Genomic DNA, 16,031 nt, shown 5'->3' with positions numbered 1-16,031 from the left:
AGCCATGCTCGCGGAAGGCGCCCTTCGCCGTAGAAACGCAATGCGCCTGTGGCGCGGGAAACGAAAAGGGTACGACGTCACCATCGACGCGGCAGACTTGAGCCCGGTGTTCATTGGATTGGCCGATGGCAGCTACGATTTTGCGACCCAGGTCACCCTGCCCGAAATTCACAAGTCATTCGTAGACGAGTATGGCGACAATCTCGTCGACCTCGGGGCTTGGTATGACCAGGTGCAGATCACCGTCGCGGTCAACGAAGACGCCCCGATCGACTCGCTTGCGCAGCTTGCTGAGCACGCCGATGAGTTTGACAATAAGATCGTGGGCATCGAGCCGGGCGCGGGCCAGACGATCCTTATGGATGAGACGGTCATTCCGGGTTACGGTCTTGAGGGAATGGACTTTGTAACCTCTTCGACCGCGGCCATGCTCGCGGCGCTGGAGGGCGCGACGAATGCGGGCGAGAACATTGCGGTCTCGCTGTGGGAGCCGCACTGGGCGTACCGCGAATATCCGATCAAGAATCTCGAGGACCCCGAGGGCCTGCTCGGTGAGACCGAGTCTGAGCACGTGTTCTCGAGCACCGAGCTGCCCGAGCGCGAACCCGAGGTTGCCGAGTGGTTACGCGCGTTCAGCATGACGCCAGAAGAGCTGACCGAGCTCGAACACGAGGTCTTTGTGACGCACGCTGACGAAAAACCCGCGGTGGGCGTCGCTGCGTGGGCCGAGAAGAACCCCGAGTTTATGAAGCAGCTCACCCAGTAGGCCTTGTGGCCTCACCGTCCCCGCGTGCCACACCAGCTGTGTAGCACGCGGGGACGGTAGACTAGTGGGGTTGACCATTAGGCACCCCGGCCCTGCATGCCGACGACACGGTGCCGCCTACATCGAACCGACTACACGTCGAGACCGGAGCAGCACGCATGAGCGCGATCCCCGACAAGCCGAAACTCGAAGGCCTCGAGGAGAAGTGGGGCACCGTCTGGGACGAAGCCGGTACCTACGCGTTTGACCGCAACGGCGCAGGCGAGGTGTACAGCATCGACACGCCCCCGCCCACCGCCTCAGGATCACTGCACGTCGGTCACGTCTTCTCGTACACGCACACCGACACCGTGGCCCGCTATCAGCGCATGCAGGGCAAGCGCGTCTTCTACCCGATGGGGTGGGACGACAACGGCCTGCCCACCGAGCGTCGCGTGCAGAATTACTATGGCGTGCGCTGCGACCCGACGCTCCCCTACGTCGATGGTTTCGTGCCCCCGCACGACGGCGGCACCGGCAAGAGCATCAAGGCCGCCGACCAGCAGCCCATCTCGCGTCGCAACTTCATTGAGCTGTGCGAGAAGCTGACGATCGAAGACGAGAAGCAGTTCGAAGACCTCTGGCGCACCCTCGGCCTGTCGGTGGACTGGGCGCAGACCTACCGCACCATCGGCCAGGACTCGCTGCGCGCCTCACAGCTCGCGTTCATTCGCAACGTCGAGCGTGGCGAGGCCTACCAGGCGCAGGCTCCTACCCTGTGGGACGTCACGTTCCGCACCGCCGTCGCACAGGCCGAGCTTGAGGATCGCGAGCAGCCGAGCGCCTACCACCAGCTTGCCTTCCACCGCACCGACGGTGGCGGTGACATTCTGATCGATACAACACGCCCCGAACTGCTGGCGGCCTGTGTCGCGCTCGTGGCACACCCCGATGACGAGCGCTTCCAGCCACTCTTTGGCACGACGGTGCGCACGCCGCTCTTCGACGTCGAGGTGCCCATCATGGCGCACCACCTGGCGCAGAAGGACAAGGGCACGGGCATCGCCATGATTTGTACGTTCGGTGACGTCACCGACGTGGTGTGGTGGCGCGAGCTGCAGCTGCCCAACCGCGCGATTCTCGGTTTCGACGGCCGCATCATCTCTGAGGCCCCCGAGGCGATTACGAGCGAGGCTGGCCAGGCCGCCTTCGCCGAAATCGCTGGCAAGACCGTGTTTAGTGCGAAGCAGATCGTGGTCGATAAGCTCACCGAGTCGGGCGAGCTCGTGGGCGACATTCGCAAGATCACGCATCCCGTCAAGTTCTTCGAGAAGGGCGACAAGCCCCTCGAGATCGTGTCGACGCGTCAGTGGTACATCAAGAACGGCGCGCACGACGAGGGCGTGCGCGAGCGGCTGCTCGCGCACGGCCGCGAGCTCGACTGGCACCCCGACTTCATGCGCGTGCGCTACGAGAACTGGGTCGAGGGGCTCTCGGGTGACTGGCTGATCTCGCGCCAGCGCTTCTTCGGTGTGCCGATTCCCGTCTGGTACCCGCTCGACGCCGACGGCAACCCCGTCTTCGACCAGCCGATCATTCCCGCCGTCGACCAGCTGCCCGTCGATCCTTCGAGCGATGTGCCCGCGGGTTACACCGAGGAGCAGCGCGGCAAGGCTGGCGGTTTCCAGGGCGAGGTCGACGTCATGGACACCTGGGCGACTTCTTCGCTCACCCCGCAGCTCGCGGGCGGCTGGGAGCGCGACCCCGAGCTGTTCGCACAGGTCTACCCCTACAGCCTGCGCCCGCAGGGCCAAGACATCATCCGTACCTGGCTGTTCTCGACGCTCTTGCGTTCGGAGCTCGAGTGCGGCCAGCTGCCGTGGAAGAACGCGGGCATCTCGGGCTGGATCCTTGACCCCGACCGCAAGAAGATGTCGAAGTCGAAGGGCAACGTCGTCACGCCCGCGGGCATGCTCGCGCAGCACGGTTCTGACGCCGTGCGCTACTGGGCTTCGTCCGCGAAGCTCGGCACCGACGCTTCGTTCGATCCGCAGAATCCCACGCAGATCAAGATCGGCCGTCGCCTCGCGATCAAGCTGCTCAACGCGGCGAAGTTCACGCTGAGCTTTGACGCTTCGGGCGCCGGATCAGTCACCGAGGCGATCGACCGGTCCATGCTCGCGAGCCTCGCGACCGTGATTGAGAACGCGACCCGCGCGTTCGAGAACTACGATCACGCCAAGGCGCTCGAGCTCACGGAGTCGTTCTTCTGGACGTTCTGTGACGACTACCTCGAGCTCGTCAAGGAACGCGCGCACAACGCGACCGGGCAAGATCAGGCCTCCGCCGTTACGGCCCTGCGCACCGCGCTTGGCGTATTCGCGCGCCTGTTTGCACCGTTCCTCCCCTACGCGACCGAAGAGGTGTGGTCGTGGTTCAATGAGGGTTCGGTGCACCAGGCAGCCTGGCCCGTCGCGTCTGAAGCGGCAGACCTCGCCGGTGATGGCGCAGACGCTGGCCTGCTCGACCTCGTGGGCGGCGCGCTGATTCGTGTGCGCGGCGCAAAGACTGACGCGAAGGCGTCGCAGCGCACCCAGGTCACGCTCGCCGTCGTGCAGGTGCCCGCCGCTGATCGCGATCGGCTCGCTCTCGCGGCCGGCGATCTTTCGGCTGTCGGCCGCATCACCGAGCTGCGCATCGAGGTGGCCGACGTTGATCACGTCACGGTCGCCGAGATTCAGCTCGAGCAGGCAGAGGGCTAGACCGTGCAGCTGGGGGCGCGTTGGCGCGCAGGTGATGCACCGCACCGCGGCGTGCCCCCGGTGCTGTACTCGGCCATCGCCGAGCAGGAGGCCGCCTATCCCGCGGCCTCCGCGTGGACGCTCACCTTTCTCGAGGGGCGCCCGCGGTGCACGCTAGACGATGCGGTCACGGTGGGCCTCGATGCGGCGGGCGCCGTAACCGTCGAAGCCGTGCAGTCGCTTACCACGGGTGGGTCTGCACCTGGATCCGGAGCAGCAGCTGACGCTTCGACAGTGAGCGGCGTCCCAGACGACGATGACGACGATTGGCTGAGCTAGTGGCGGAGGTGGCGCCTGCCGCGCGGGGCCCATTCGCGCTCGTGATTGGTGAGGCGCTCATCGACATTGCCGAGCATGAGGCCTCTGACGCCGCTCCCCTAGAGTACGTCGGCGGCAGCCCGGCCAACGTCGCGATGGGGCTCGCGCGCCTCGGCCACCCGGCGCTGCTCGCCACCCACCTGGGGGCAGATGCGCGCGGCGCCCGGATCCGTGACGCCCTCACTCGCGAGGGTGTGCAATGTAGTGCCGGATCTTTCCAAGCTGCCCGCACATCGACCGCGCGCGCCATCATCGACGCCGCGGGCGCGGCCCGCTATGAGTTCGACATTGACTGGCGGTTCGACGCCGCTACGGTGGTGGCCGAACATGGCGCTGTGGCGAGCAGCACTCTCGACTACGCGCTCGTGCACACCGGATCGATCGCGCTGTTCCTTGAGCCTGGCGGAGCCGATGTAGTTCACTACCTCGAGGCGCTACCCGGTGACGTTGTCGTGACGCTTGATCCCAACGTCAGACCAACGCTGATGCCCCCGCACGAGACCGCGCTTGAACGCTTCGAGCGTGCGGCGCGCCGCGCACAGATCGTCAAGCTCAGCGACGAAGACGCCGAGTGGCTCTACCCTGGCCTCTCTCCTGAGTCTGCTGCGAGGCAAATCCTTGCGCTCGGTGCCGACGTGGTCGTCGTAACGCTGGGGGCCGCTGGCGCCCTCGCAGTGACAAAGACTCAGCGCATCGAGGTTCCCACAGCGGCGACCCGCGTCGTCGATACGATTAGCGCTGGCGATTCGTTCATGGCTGCGCTCATTTCAAGCGCGCTCGAGCTCGGCGTTGCAGGGCTGACATCACACCTGGACGCTGTGATGGATCGCGCTTCGCGCGCTGCCGCGATTGCGGTGTCACAGGCGGGCGCGAATCCACCGCACCGCGCACAGCTCGACGCCGATTAGCCTGGTCATTCTGCGCAACCTCACCCGTCATTCTGCGCAACCCCACCCCGTCATTCTGCGCAACCCCACCCCGTCATTCTGCGCAACCCCACCCCGTCATTCTGCGCGACGAAGGAGTCGCAGAATCCAGTCTTCACCCTTCGGCGCTCTCGCCCTCGAAGGGTCACGGCTGATGCCTGCGCTTCTACTGGTTGCGGTCAGGTGGAGGGCGGCTTCGAGCACACCTGTGGGCAAAGGTTGAATCTCACTATTCACCCGGGTGCCAGCGCCCACCCGCGTCACGAGTAAGCCCTCCTCCTCTAGCGCCTTGTACGCCTTCTCGACGGTGCCGGGAGCAACACTAAGTCTGACGCAAGTTGCCTCACTGATGGCAGACGCTCACCAGAGGCCAATACGCCCACCGAAATGAGCCCCAAGAGCTGATCCCTGATTTGCTCGCTCAGGCCCAGAGCCCGTAGCAAAAGAAGGCCCCTCTTGGCATCAGCACCTCGGACTCAAGTGGACACGCTTCCTTTCGTTACACCACACAAGCCCCGCCCTTCGCCACACTGCGCGAGCACGCCCCCTATGGCCACGCGGTGCGAGTGCACCCCCTATGGTCATGCTGCCACCCCCTATGGTCATGCTGCGCGACGAAGGAGTCGCAGTACCCATTCCACTCCCAGATCGGCCGCTGCCCGCCTTCCGACGCACATCAGGTCGAGTCGTCCACAGCCCCCTGTTTCGACCGAAAATTGGCGTGATTACGCCAAATCTGTGGATAACTTCACTCGAATAAATCTACGATCCGTGAAACAATAGGGTATGGAAGCCAAACCCTCACCACAGCACGAAGAACCCCTCGCGGGCCTCTTCACTGAGGGCGAGGGCGCTGGCACTGGGGCGGGCGCGAACGACCCCGCCACAGACGGTGCTCCGGCTACGAGTGCTACTGCGGGCGGGCTCGGTGGTGCCACCGCGGGCGGGCTGGGGATGCAGGCGAAGTGTGACGAGATCGTGCAGCTCGTGGCGCACGTGCAGGCCCTGTTCCCAGCTGACTGCCCCGGCTCCGACGCCCGTGCGGTCGTGAACGAGCTCACCGACGAGGGTGTCATCGATTTCGTGAAGATCGTGGCGCAGGTGATGCGTCGATGTGCAGAGCTCGAGGCACTCAGTGCGGGGGCGGTGGGTGCGCGGTCGGTGAAGCGGGGCGGGCGGCCCGGGGTGGCGCAGGCGAGTGGTTTTAAAACGAGTGTTGAGATGATGCAGTACCTCACGGGGAGTTCGTGGGGTGAAATGTCTCGCAAAGTGCGGGTGGGTCAGAGCATGCTCGCTGGTGAGACCGCGGAGCGAGAAGCCCGTGTACAGCGTGAAGAATTGGCGAGGCTCGCCCGCGAAGCAAACGGCAGCGACGGCGACAGTGACAGCGATGGTGCTGATGGCGATGCGGGTGCGTCCGGTGTTGACGCTGAAGCAGCCGCGGCGGCGGCCGCCGAAAGAGCGGCGGCAGAAGCGGTGCTGGTGTTGGCGGTGCCGTGGCATACGGTGCTTGACCGGGCTGTGTCGCGTGATCTCCTCACCGACCCGCAAAACGATGCGATCAGGCAGGGCCTCGGTGCGCCGCCGCGCGCCCCCGAACCAGACACCCACACTGCAGACGCCCCCACAGGCGCCACGGGTGCTACGACAGGCGCCGTGGCAAACGCTGCAGCAAGCAGCACTACATCTGCCGCCGCGGCGGCTGCGGTAGCGCCAGCGTGTGCGTTCCACACGGCCGCCTACGCGGCCCTCCACACTTCCCACCCCCAAAACAGGACTGCCGGCAATCCCGCCGACGGCACTACCGAGAATCCCGCCGGCGGCACTACCGATGGCACTGCCAACGGTTCTACCAGCGCTTTTCTCACCACGAGTGCGGGTTTCTTTGACGCGGGCTCGTGTGGGGGCCGATGTGAAGCGGCCCTGCTGGTGTTGTGGTGGCAGGCCGGGCTCGACCTGATCGGGGCGGCCCAGCACACCCGGGTGGAAGAGCTACGCCGGCAGGCGCGAGCGATTCGTGATCTCCTCGACCCCGACGGGGCCACCCTGCGCCGTAACCAACGGTACGAGGCGCGCTCGTTCAGGTGGTGGACGGATCAGAAGGGGCAGTTCCATGCCCGCCTCACCTGTGACGATGACGCGGGGGCGTGGATTCAGACGATCTTTGCGAGCGCGCTGCGCCCCCGCCGGGGCGGGCCCCGCTTCATCGACCCCGACGAGCAGGCCGCGGGCGAAGAACTCGTGCAAGACCAGCGCAGCCACGAACAAATCTCACACGACCTCCTCATCGACCTGCTCCAGTCGGGCGCGGTCGCTGATCAGAAGACCGTGTTTGGTACCCGGCAGGTGGGGGTGCGGGTGGTGCAGGTCGTGAACCGTGAAGCATACCTCGCCGAGCAGGCTGAGGCCCGCGCCGCTGAAGCGGCCGCGCCGCTGAAGCGGCCGCGGAAGCCGCGAAGGCCGCGAAGAAAGCGGCCCGGCAGGCGGCCCGCGGCAAGACTCCCGCAGCTCCGGCGGCTCCAGCGGATCCGATCGGGGTGGTCGCCTGGTACGAAGACGGCCTCACCATCACTTCTGACGCGGTTGTCGCGCGGCAGCGCTGCAACGCCGGTGTCGTGTACGTCACGGTCGACGAAGACTACAACCCCCTCGACGTGGGGCGCGAACAACGGCTCTACAACGGGTCCCAACGCATCGCCCTCGCCACCCGTGATGGCGGGTGTCGCTGGCCGGGCTGTGACCGGCCCTCTTCCTACTGTGAAGCGCACCATATTGACCACTGGCACTCCGACCAGGGCCGCACCGACATCGATCGAGGGATCGCTCTCTGTAAAGCGCACCATTTGCAGCTCCATAACTACGGATGGAAGATCACCCGCGACGGGCGCGGCCCCTTCATGCTCCATCCACCACCAGACACCGAGGGGACAACTCCGCCCATCATCCTCGAAAACCCACCCCCATCAGTCACCCGGTCACCACAATCACCACCGGGCGCGACCAGGCGACCCGACCTCGCCGCGGCAGGGGCAGGGGCGGCAGGCGTAGGAACAGGCGCAGCAGGAGCATCCGCAGGGGCAGCCGCGGCCCGAGCGGCAGCACCCACCTTCGAGCTCACCCAGACCGAGCTCGCGACACCACTTCCCCTCACCTACGGGATGCAACTCGGCGCCGCGAGAGCGCGGCGCTTCAAACCAGCCGACCAGCGGGCCTACGCACAAGCCAACGGGTACGCATAGGCGCGGGCGGGCAACAACGAGCTATCCAATCAGGCACGAGCAGACACCAGCAGGCACCAGCAGACACCAGCAGACACCAGCAGACACGAGCAGACACGAGCAGACACGAGCAGACACAGGCGCCCGAGCCGGCATAGGAGCTTACGACTTGCAGAGTCCAGGTTCAAGGCTCAAGCTTTGGCTACAGAGGCTCGCAAGCCCCGTGCGCTCATCCGCCCGAGGCAAGAGACGCTGGCACATCATGGTTCCGACTCCCCCTACACAGAATGCCGAACCCGGGCATTGCCGAGCCGCCTTGCAGCGTGGGATAGCCTCTGGGCTGATCCTGCAGAACGACGATGCAAATCGCACCACGCGGCGCGCGTTCACGCCATCGCTCCCCTTCACAACAGGCCCCACGAGCATGCACGAAGCTTCGCATCACGTTCACGCGCCACGCACCCGACGTCCGCCTTAAAGTCGCGAGCGCGACATCTCACTTGGACAGACTAATCAGGTCTTAGACAATCCGAGAGAGGGCAACATGCCGCAGTCGATTCGCACCACCGTTCGCAGTTCCATCATCGCCGCGTCAGTCCTTGCAGCGATCACCCTGACGGGCTGTCAACAAGCGGCGGCACCGTCCGCCATGAGTGCACCAGCAGGCGCCGCTGACATCGGCGAGGTGTCAGTCACCACGCCCCGCCTCAAAACCGCCGACAACTTTCGTGACGTTGCCGGCACCGACACCGCGCTCGGAGTACCCGGCGGGTACCTCGCTTCTGGCGTAGCGTACCGCTCTAACGCCTTAGACGTCGACGATAGCGATCTTGCTACCTTGAGCGACCTCGACATCGACACAATCATCGACCTGCGCACCCCCGAGGAAATCACGAAGCAGCCCGACCGGGTTCCTGAAGGCACCAAGTATGTGAACATCGATATCTTGGGCGGCAGCACTACCGCAGCCAACCCCAACGCTGATTTTGCAGTAAGCACGCCAGAAGACGCAGCCCAGAAACTGATCGATGTCAACAACGGCTTTGTGCGAGACGCAGGTCAACGTGCCCGGTTTGGTGAAGTTCTCACCACCATCGCCGAGACCGAGGGGCCCGTGCTGTTTCACTGTACCGCAGGCAAAGACCGTGCCGGTTGGACAAGCGCCCTTCTCCAACTCGCCGCTGGCGCCGAAGAAGCCGATGTCATGGACAACTACTTGGCCACCAATGCATACTCCGCTGAGCGAGTCGCAGCCACCAAAGAAAAGGTCGTTGAATCGCGTGGCCCTGAGGCAGCCGAAGCCATCGGGGTGCTGCTGGGAGTGCAATCCGAATTCCTGCAAGCCAGCCTCGACGCCGTACACGACGAATTCGGCGACATCGATGGCTACCTGACCGACGGCCTCGGTCTTTCCGATGAGACCGTGACTCAGCTGCGTGAAAAGCTCACCGTTTGACGCGATCACACAAACATGCCCCGGTTCACCGCTGTGTTGCGGCGAACCGGGGCGCGCTAATTCTAGGTGTTCGCTAGTTAGGCGCTCTCGCGCCCCAGCTGATGCGACTCGATCACCCGCGGGGCCGCTTCGCCCAACACTGACTCCCGCGTCACGATGACCTTCGTCACGGTGTCGCTGGAGGGCACCTCGAACATCACCGGACCAAGTAGGTTCTCGAGGATCGCGCGTAGACCGCGTGCTCCGGTCTTGCGTGCCACCGCGAGCTCGGCGATCGCCTGCAGCGCCTCGGGCTCGAATTCAAGGCTGACGCCGTCAAGCTCGAACATGCGCTGGTACTGCTTCACGAGCGCGTTCTTAGGCTCCGTCAAAATCTCACACAGTGCCGACACATCGAGCGGGTCCACCGTCGCGATCACGGGCAACCGCCCAATGAACTCGGGAATCAGCCCGTACTTATGAAGGTCCTCAGGCTGCACCTGTGAGAAGAGCCGGTCGCTGTCACGCTTGCTGGCGACCGTCGCACCAAACCCGATACCGCCCTGCCCCAAGCGCGAGCCGATAATCTCTTCGAGGCCAGAAAACGCGCCCGCGACGATGAACAATACGTTGGTTGTGTCCAGCTGCAGAAACTCTTGATTGGGGTGCTTACGCCCACCTTGAGGGGGGATCGATGCGACCGTGCCCTCAAGTATCTTCAACAGGGCCTGCTGCACGCCCTCACCCGACACGTCACGCGTAATCGAGGGGTTCTCGGCTTTGCGAGTGATCTTATCGATCTCGTCGATGTAGATGATGCCCGTCTCAGCCCGCTGCACATCGAAGTCTGCCGCCTGCAGCAGCTTCAGCAGGATATTCTCTACGTCTTCGCCGACGTAGCCCGCTTCAGTTAGGGCAGTCGCATCTGCTACCGCGAAAGGTACGCCCAGTTGGCGAGCAAGGGACTGCGCGAGGTAGGTCTTGCCACAGCCGGTCGGGCCGATCATCAGAATATTCGACTTCGCGATTTCGACCTGTTCCGCGGCACTCTCAGCGCTCGTCAGGGTCGAAAGCGCACGCACGCGCTTGTAGTGGTTATAAACCGCTACCGCGAGCGACTGTTTGGCCCGCTCCTGACCCACAACATAATCGTCGAGGAAGTCAGAAATCTCGCGGGGCTTATGCAGAGTGAAGTCAGAGGGCTCAGCGGGTTGATTCTCGGTCAGCCGCTCTTCAATAATCTCGTTGCACAGCGCGACACACTCGTCACAGATATAGATCTGCGGGCCGGCTATCAGCTGCTGTACTTGCTTCTGCGACTTACCGCAGAAGGAGCACTTGAGCAGGTCGCTGCTTTCGCCGATCTTCGCCATGCGGAGGCTCCTTTACGCTCAAACGAGAACTACTGAAGACACTAGCGCGCACCGCCGACAAAGCCAGACGGCACGCCGCGGGCCCGGGAGCACGCTCCCGGGCCCATCGACTTATTCTCCCAGAACCGGCTGAGGGTTCTTGCGGCTCGTCAACACCTGGTCGACCAGACCGTACTCGAGAGCCTCCTGGGCGCTGAGAATCTTATCGCGGTCGATATCGGTGTGCACCTGCTCGGGGGTACGCTTCGAGTGCTTCGAAAGCGTCTCCTCGAGCCACTCCCGCATACGCATAATCTCGCGCGCCTGAATCTCGATGTCCGAGGCCTGGCCGTGACCACCCTGCCCGGTCGAAGGCTGGTGGATCAGCACGCGCGCGTTCGGCAGCGCGAGGCGCTTGCCCGGCGTACCACCCGCGAGCAGCACGGCAGCGGCCGAGGCAGCCTGGCCGAGGCACACCGTCTGCACGTGTGGGCGAATGTACTGCATCGTGTCGTAGATCGCCGTCATCGCCGTAAATGACCCACCGGGCGAGTTGATGTACATAGTGATGTCGCGCTCAGGGTCCTGGCTCTCCAGCACGAGCAGCTGTGCCATCACATCGTCGGCCGAGGCGTCGTCCACCTGCACACCGAGGAAGATGATCCGGTCCTCGAAAAGCTTCGCGTAGGGATCCTGGCGCTTGTATCCGTACGCTGTGCGCTCCTCAAACGTGGGCAGCACGTAGCGCGAGCCGGGCATTTGCAGCTGCGAGCCGCCGGAACTTGGCATGTGGTTCATGTTCATAGAATCTTCTGTTCCTGTTCTGACTACTTGCTCGTACCGCCGCCGCCGATGACGTCGGTAGCGGAGTCGCGGATGAAGTCAACGAAACCGTAGGCGAGAGCCTCATCGGCCGTAAACCAACGATCTCGGTCGCCGTCTTCGTTGATCTGCTCGACCGTCTTGCCGGTCTGAGCAGCCGTGATCTGTGCGAGGCGGTTCTTCATCGACGTGATCAGCTGAGCCTGCGTCTGAATATCGCTCGCCGTGCCACCAAAGCCACCGTGGGGCTGGTGCAGCAGAACGCGCGCGTTCGGCGTAATGTAGCGCTTACCCTTGGTGCCTGCCGTCAGCAGGAACTGCCCCATCGAGGCGGCCATGCCGATACCAACGGTAACAATGTCGTTGGGCACAAATGACATCGTGTCGTAGATCGCCATGCCAGCGGTAATGGAGCCACCGGGCGAGTTGATGTACAGGTAGATATCGGCCTCGGGGTCCTCGGCCGCGAGGAGCAGGATCTTGGCACAGATCTCGTTCGCGTTATCGTCGCGAACCTCTGACCCGAGCCAAATGATCCGGTCCTTGAGCAGTCGTTCAAACACGCTGACCGGTGGTGTCTGTTCAGCCATTCGGCGCTCCATTCGTTGTCGTCTGGTACGAGAGTATCGAGTTCTTCGGGCCGAAACGGGCATGTTCGCCGTCGGCACACACGCCGCTGACGCGAGAATCCCCCGCCCCGATACCGGGGCGAGGGATTCTCGAACTACTGCGGCGTCAAGCAGATGCTTACTCTGCAGCCTTCTCAGCCTCAGCGGCCGCCTTCTTGGCAGCGCGGGTTGCTGCAGCCTTCTTGGCTGCTGCCGAACGAGCGGCCTTCTTCGCGGCCTCCTCGTCTGCTGCAGCATCTGCTGCGGGTGCTTCTTCAGCCGGAGCCTCAACCGGAGCTTCGGCAGCTGCCTCAGCATCTTCGTCGGCGTCGTCCTCAACGGGATCGTTGTCGACAGCCGTGAACTCGGTCAGATCGACCTTGTTGCCAGCCTGGTCGACTACCTCAGCCTTTGCGAGCGCGATAGCCAGCGCCTTGTTGCGGGTAACCTCGCCGAGGATGACACCCATCTGGTTGCCCTGGCTGATCGCCTGGAGGAACTGGGTGGGCTCCATGCCGTACTGCTGCGCCGACTGGAAAATGTACTGCGACAGCTCGTTCTGCGTCGGGGTCACTTCTTCAGCCTCGACGAGCGCGTCGAGCAGCAGCTGCAGCTGGATCTGCTCTTCAGCCTGCTTACGAACCTCTGCACGGTGCTCGTCGTCCTCGAGACGACCCTCACCCTCAAGGTGACGGTGCACTTCTTCTTCCACGAGCTCCTCAGAGATCGGGATACCGGCCTGCTCGATGAGCGTAGCGGTGAAGAGGTCGCGTGCCTGCTGACCCTGGGCGAAGACCGACGCACGGCCGGCCTGCTCCTTGAGGCTCTCGCGCAGCTCGTCGATCGTGTCAAACTCGCTTGCGAGCTGTGCGAACTCGTCGTCAGCCTCGGGAAGCTCGCGCTCCTTGACAGCGGTCAGCGTCACAGCAACTTCTGCGTCGCGGCCCTCGTGCTCGCCACCCAGCAGCTGTGACGTGAAGGTCGTCGACTCACCGGCGGTGAGCGTCTCGATGGCCTCATCGGTGCCTGCGAGCAGGTTACCTGCGCCCACCTCGTACGAGATGCCGCTTGCCTGGTCAACTTCTTCGCCGTCGATCGATGCGGTGAGGTCGAGCTCAACGAAGTCGCCGGTCGCTGCGGGGCGATCAACAGTCACGAGAGTGCCGAAGCGCTCGCGCAGCTTGGTCATTTCTGCCTCAACGGCAGCCTCATCGACCTCAGCGTTGTCAACGGTCAGCTTGATGCCGTCGTAGGTGGGCAGAGTGAACTCGGGGCGCACCTCAACCTCGAACACGAGAACGAGGGTGCTCTCGGGATCCTTAGCTTCGATCCACTGCGCAACATCAGCGGTGGGACGCCCCATGGGCTGCTCCCCCGACTCTGCGAGTGCCTGCTGGAAGAAGGTGTCGAGCGAAGCGTTCACGGCTTCCTGGATCACTGCCTCGCGGCCAACGCGCTGATCGATGATCTGGGCGGGAACCTTGCCCTTGCGGAAGCCGGGCACCGAGACCTGCTCGGAGATCGTCTTGTAGGCCTGCTTCAGGTGCGGCTCGAGCTCGTCGAGCGTAACCTCCACGCTCAGCTTGGCGCGGGTCGGGGTGAGCTTCTCAGCAGTCGTCTTCGGCAATTTGGCCTCTCATCGGGTTGAAATCTTGGATTATGCCTGAGTCGGGCCAAATGACCCTGGTCGGGGCGACAGGATTTGAACCTGCGACCTCCCGCTCCCAAAGCGGGCGCTCTAGCCAAGCTGAGCTACGCCCCGAAACCTGTAGGTTTCTGGTGTTGTTGGCACTCGGAAGTGCGCAACCCGAGCAAGTCTAGCCGAAGGAAGACCGTTTGCGCATATCGTGTGCGTCTCGCGTGTGGCGCCAGGCCCCAGGGGCCACAACACGCTGAAGACTCCAGTAAATAGGAGCGGCGCTCTGCCGAGAAATACTTGGAGGGGCTGACGGGAATCGAACCCGCATAACCAGTTTGGAAGACTGGGGCTTTACCACTAAGCTACAGCCCCGAACCGCTGATGCGGTCGGGTGGCGCTTGCGCCTCAACGATCATACTGCACATGGAGCGCGAGATTGCACACGGGCAATGCTAACCGCGTGTCGCGTCGCGGTGGGCTGCGGTGTAGCCGGCGTAGCGCTCGGCGTTGAGTCGGACGGCTTCGCGATCACCATGACGCAACTCACGAACGATACGTGCGGGCACCCCAGCTACGAGCGACCCCGGCGGCACGCGCATCCCCTGTGGCACGAGTGCCCCCGCTGCCACGAGGGAGCCGGCCCCGACGACCGCACCGCTGAGCACTGTCGCGTTCATGCCCACCAGGCACCCGTTTTCGATTTGTGCTCCGTGCACGACCGCGCTGTGCCCCACCGAGACGTCGTCACCGATGACCGCGGGGTTGCCCGCTTGAGTGTGCACGACCACACCGTCTTGCAGGTTTGTACGCGCCCCAATGCGCACCGCATCCGAGTCGCCGCGCACGACCGCGTTGTACCAAACGCTGCTGCCTTCGCCGACTTCTACGTCACCGACCACGACCGACCCCGGCGCAAGCCAAACCGTCCCGTGAAGGCGGGGTGATCCGTAGGGCGGCACAGCGATAACAAGTCCGTGCCGATCGCGAGACTCTCCGCTGCTCCCCTGCTCGTCGCTCGCCTGCTCAGCAACTGAGTTCTCCACCATGAGACCCCCTTCTCAAACAATCCTGAACTCCGCAGAAAAGCGAAAGGCCCTCACCGAAGTGAGGGCCATTCTTGTGTTGCTCCCCCGGCTGGGCTCGAACCAGCGACATCCTGATTAACAGTCAAGCGCTCTGCCAACTGAGCTACGGGAGATCATTGCGTTGCAACGAGATTTATATTAGCTCGGGCTCGAAAGCGTTTGCAAATCGAGGGCCCCGCATCACTGATCCCGGGCGAGCCGCCCGCTATTCCTCAGCAATTTCGTCGTACGCGTTTGCCCGCAGCGCCTGCGCAAGCAACTGAACGTAGCCGTGATCGGCGTGCCGAAAGATCTCGTTAATGTCGCCTCGGCCGATGAGCTGGCCCTCCTGCAACACCATCACTTCTGACACGAGCGCTTCGAGCATGCCAATGTCGTGGCTGATGAGCAGCATGGTTGCGCCGGTGCGCTCCCGGTACCACTTCAGCAGGTTGACGATCTTTGGCCTGTTGTTCGCGTCGACCCCCAGCGTTGGTTCGTCTGCGATGAGTAGCTTCGGGTCAAGCATGAGTGCCCGAATGACAGCGATGCGCTGCCGCTGACCCTTCGAGAGCTCGTACGGATACTCCTGCAGCTTCGCGAGCGGCATCGCAACAATGTCCATCATCTCGGCGATCTGCTCGCCCACTGCGTCGCGATCGAAGTTCTTTGCGCGCTCGGTGATGGGTTCCAACAAGATATCGCCCACGTTGAGCTCTGGTGTGAGCGTCGCCCCCGCTTCCTGCGACAGGAATCCGGTGTAGGCCGTGAGCCTCGCACGGTTGCGCCGCCCGAGGCGTTTCATGGGCATGTCAAGCACGGTGGCAGACCCGCCCACCAGTTTGATGCGTGACGATTTATCGCCAGCGTCTTCGGCGCGTCCCGCAAGAAATTTCGCGAGGGTAGATTTGCCCGAACCACTCTCGCCCAGCAGTGCGACGACCTCGCCGCGGCGCACATCGAAACTCAGCCCCTCCAGCGCCTGAAACGCCCTACCGCCCCCGTGGGCCGGGTATGCGAGTGACAGGTCAGAGACGCTAATGCTGGGATCAGCGTCTGGAACCGGGTGTGGCATCTACAATCTCCTTGATCGGTAACAGTCA

Annotated in this window: 12 protein-coding genes and 3 tRNA genes; 6 read left to right on the top strand and 9 right to left on the bottom strand. The window is 63.7% G+C overall.

Annotated features, from left to right (window positions below; translation table 11 throughout):
• Positions 1–40 precede the first annotated feature (40 nt).
• The 6 genes from ACXR2T_RS04850 to ACXR2T_RS04825 all read left to right on the top strand — a co-directional run bounded on the left by ACXR2T_RS04850 (position 41) and on the right by ACXR2T_RS04825 (position 9,464).
• Positions 41–766 carry a glycine betaine ABC transporter substrate-binding protein gene (locus ACXR2T_RS04850; protein ID WP_458837778.1) on the top strand — a complete coding sequence of 242 codons (726 nt, stop codon included), beginning with the start codon at positions 41–43 and terminating at the stop codon, positions 764–766.
• A gap of 158 nt (positions 767–924) precedes the next feature.
• Positions 925–3,507 (top strand): valine--tRNA ligase, encoded by a 2,583-nt coding sequence (gene valS, locus ACXR2T_RS04845; protein WP_458837776.1) that lies wholly within the window; start codon positions 925–927, stop codon positions 3,505–3,507.
• A 3-nt stretch (positions 3,508–3,510) separates the two neighbouring features.
• Positions 3,511–3,825 carry a Fe-S oxidoreductase gene (locus tag ACXR2T_RS04840; RefSeq protein WP_458837774.1) on the top strand — a complete coding sequence of 105 codons (315 nt, stop codon included), beginning with the start codon at positions 3,511–3,513 and terminating at the stop codon, positions 3,823–3,825.
• Positions 3,813–4,772, top strand: coding sequence for a carbohydrate kinase family protein (locus ACXR2T_RS04835; protein ID WP_458837773.1), 960 nt, complete (start codon positions 3,813–3,815; stop codon positions 4,770–4,772). Before ACXR2T_RS04840 ends, ACXR2T_RS04835 begins: the two co-directional genes overlap by 13 nt.
• An 804-nt stretch (positions 4,773–5,576) precedes the next feature.
• Entirely contained in the window at positions 5,577–7,838 is a 2,262-nt protein-coding gene (locus ACXR2T_RS04830) for a hypothetical protein (protein WP_458837772.1), read from the top strand.
• Between the two features lie 714 nt (positions 7,839–8,552).
• Positions 8,553–9,464 (top strand): tyrosine-protein phosphatase, encoded by a 912-nt coding sequence (locus ACXR2T_RS04825; protein ID WP_458837770.1) that lies wholly within the window; start codon positions 8,553–8,555, stop codon positions 9,462–9,464.
• A 77-nt stretch (positions 9,465–9,541) separates the two neighbouring features.
• Here ACXR2T_RS04825 and clpX read toward each other — a convergent pair whose 3' ends face one another.
• The 9 genes from clpX to ACXR2T_RS04780 form a co-directional block, all read right to left on the bottom strand.
• The gene (clpX, locus tag ACXR2T_RS04820) at positions 9,542–10,816 is read right to left on the bottom strand and encodes an ATP-dependent Clp protease ATP-binding subunit ClpX (RefSeq protein WP_458812519.1); all 1,275 of its coding nucleotides are present in this window, start codon (positions 10,814–10,816) and stop codon (positions 9,542–9,544) included.
• Between the two features lie 111 nt (positions 10,817–10,927).
• Positions 10,928–11,599 carry an ATP-dependent Clp protease proteolytic subunit gene (locus ACXR2T_RS04815; RefSeq protein ID WP_458812516.1) on the bottom strand — a complete coding sequence of 224 codons (672 nt, stop codon included), beginning with the start codon at positions 11,597–11,599 and terminating at the stop codon, positions 10,928–10,930.
• Positions 11,600–11,622: 23 nt separating this feature from the next.
• Positions 11,623–12,270 (bottom strand): ATP-dependent Clp protease proteolytic subunit, encoded by a 648-nt coding sequence (locus tag ACXR2T_RS04810; protein WP_458837769.1) that lies wholly within the window; start codon positions 12,268–12,270, stop codon positions 11,623–11,625.
• 94 nt (positions 12,271–12,364) lie between these two features.
• Positions 12,365–13,852 carry a trigger factor gene (gene tig / locus ACXR2T_RS04805; RefSeq protein WP_458837768.1) on the bottom strand — a complete coding sequence of 496 codons (1,488 nt, stop codon included), beginning with the start codon at positions 13,850–13,852 and terminating at the stop codon, positions 12,365–12,367.
• 57 nt (positions 13,853–13,909) lie between these two features.
• Positions 13,910–13,987: transfer RNA gene (locus tag ACXR2T_RS04800), tRNA-Pro, on the bottom strand.
• Between the two features lie 175 nt (positions 13,988–14,162).
• Positions 14,163–14,236 (bottom strand) — tRNA-Gly (locus ACXR2T_RS04795).
• 80 nt (positions 14,237–14,316) lie between these two features.
• Entirely contained in the window at positions 14,317–14,910 is a 594-nt protein-coding gene (locus ACXR2T_RS04790; RefSeq protein ID WP_458837766.1) for a gamma carbonic anhydrase family protein, read from the bottom strand.
• A 79-nt stretch (positions 14,911–14,989) separates the two neighbouring features.
• Positions 14,990–15,062, bottom strand: a tRNA-Asn gene (locus ACXR2T_RS04785).
• Positions 15,063–15,154: 92 nt separating this feature from the next.
• Positions 15,155–16,003, bottom strand: a complete 849-nt coding sequence (locus ACXR2T_RS04780; protein ID WP_458812504.1) for an ABC transporter ATP-binding protein — start codon at positions 16,001–16,003, stop codon at positions 15,155–15,157.
• Positions 16,004–16,031: the final 28 nt, after the last annotated feature.

This window comes from Leucobacter faecis (genome assembly GCF_054456635.2).
Note: the sequence above shows the minus strand (reverse complement) of the source record. Positions and strands in the feature narration are given on the sequence as shown.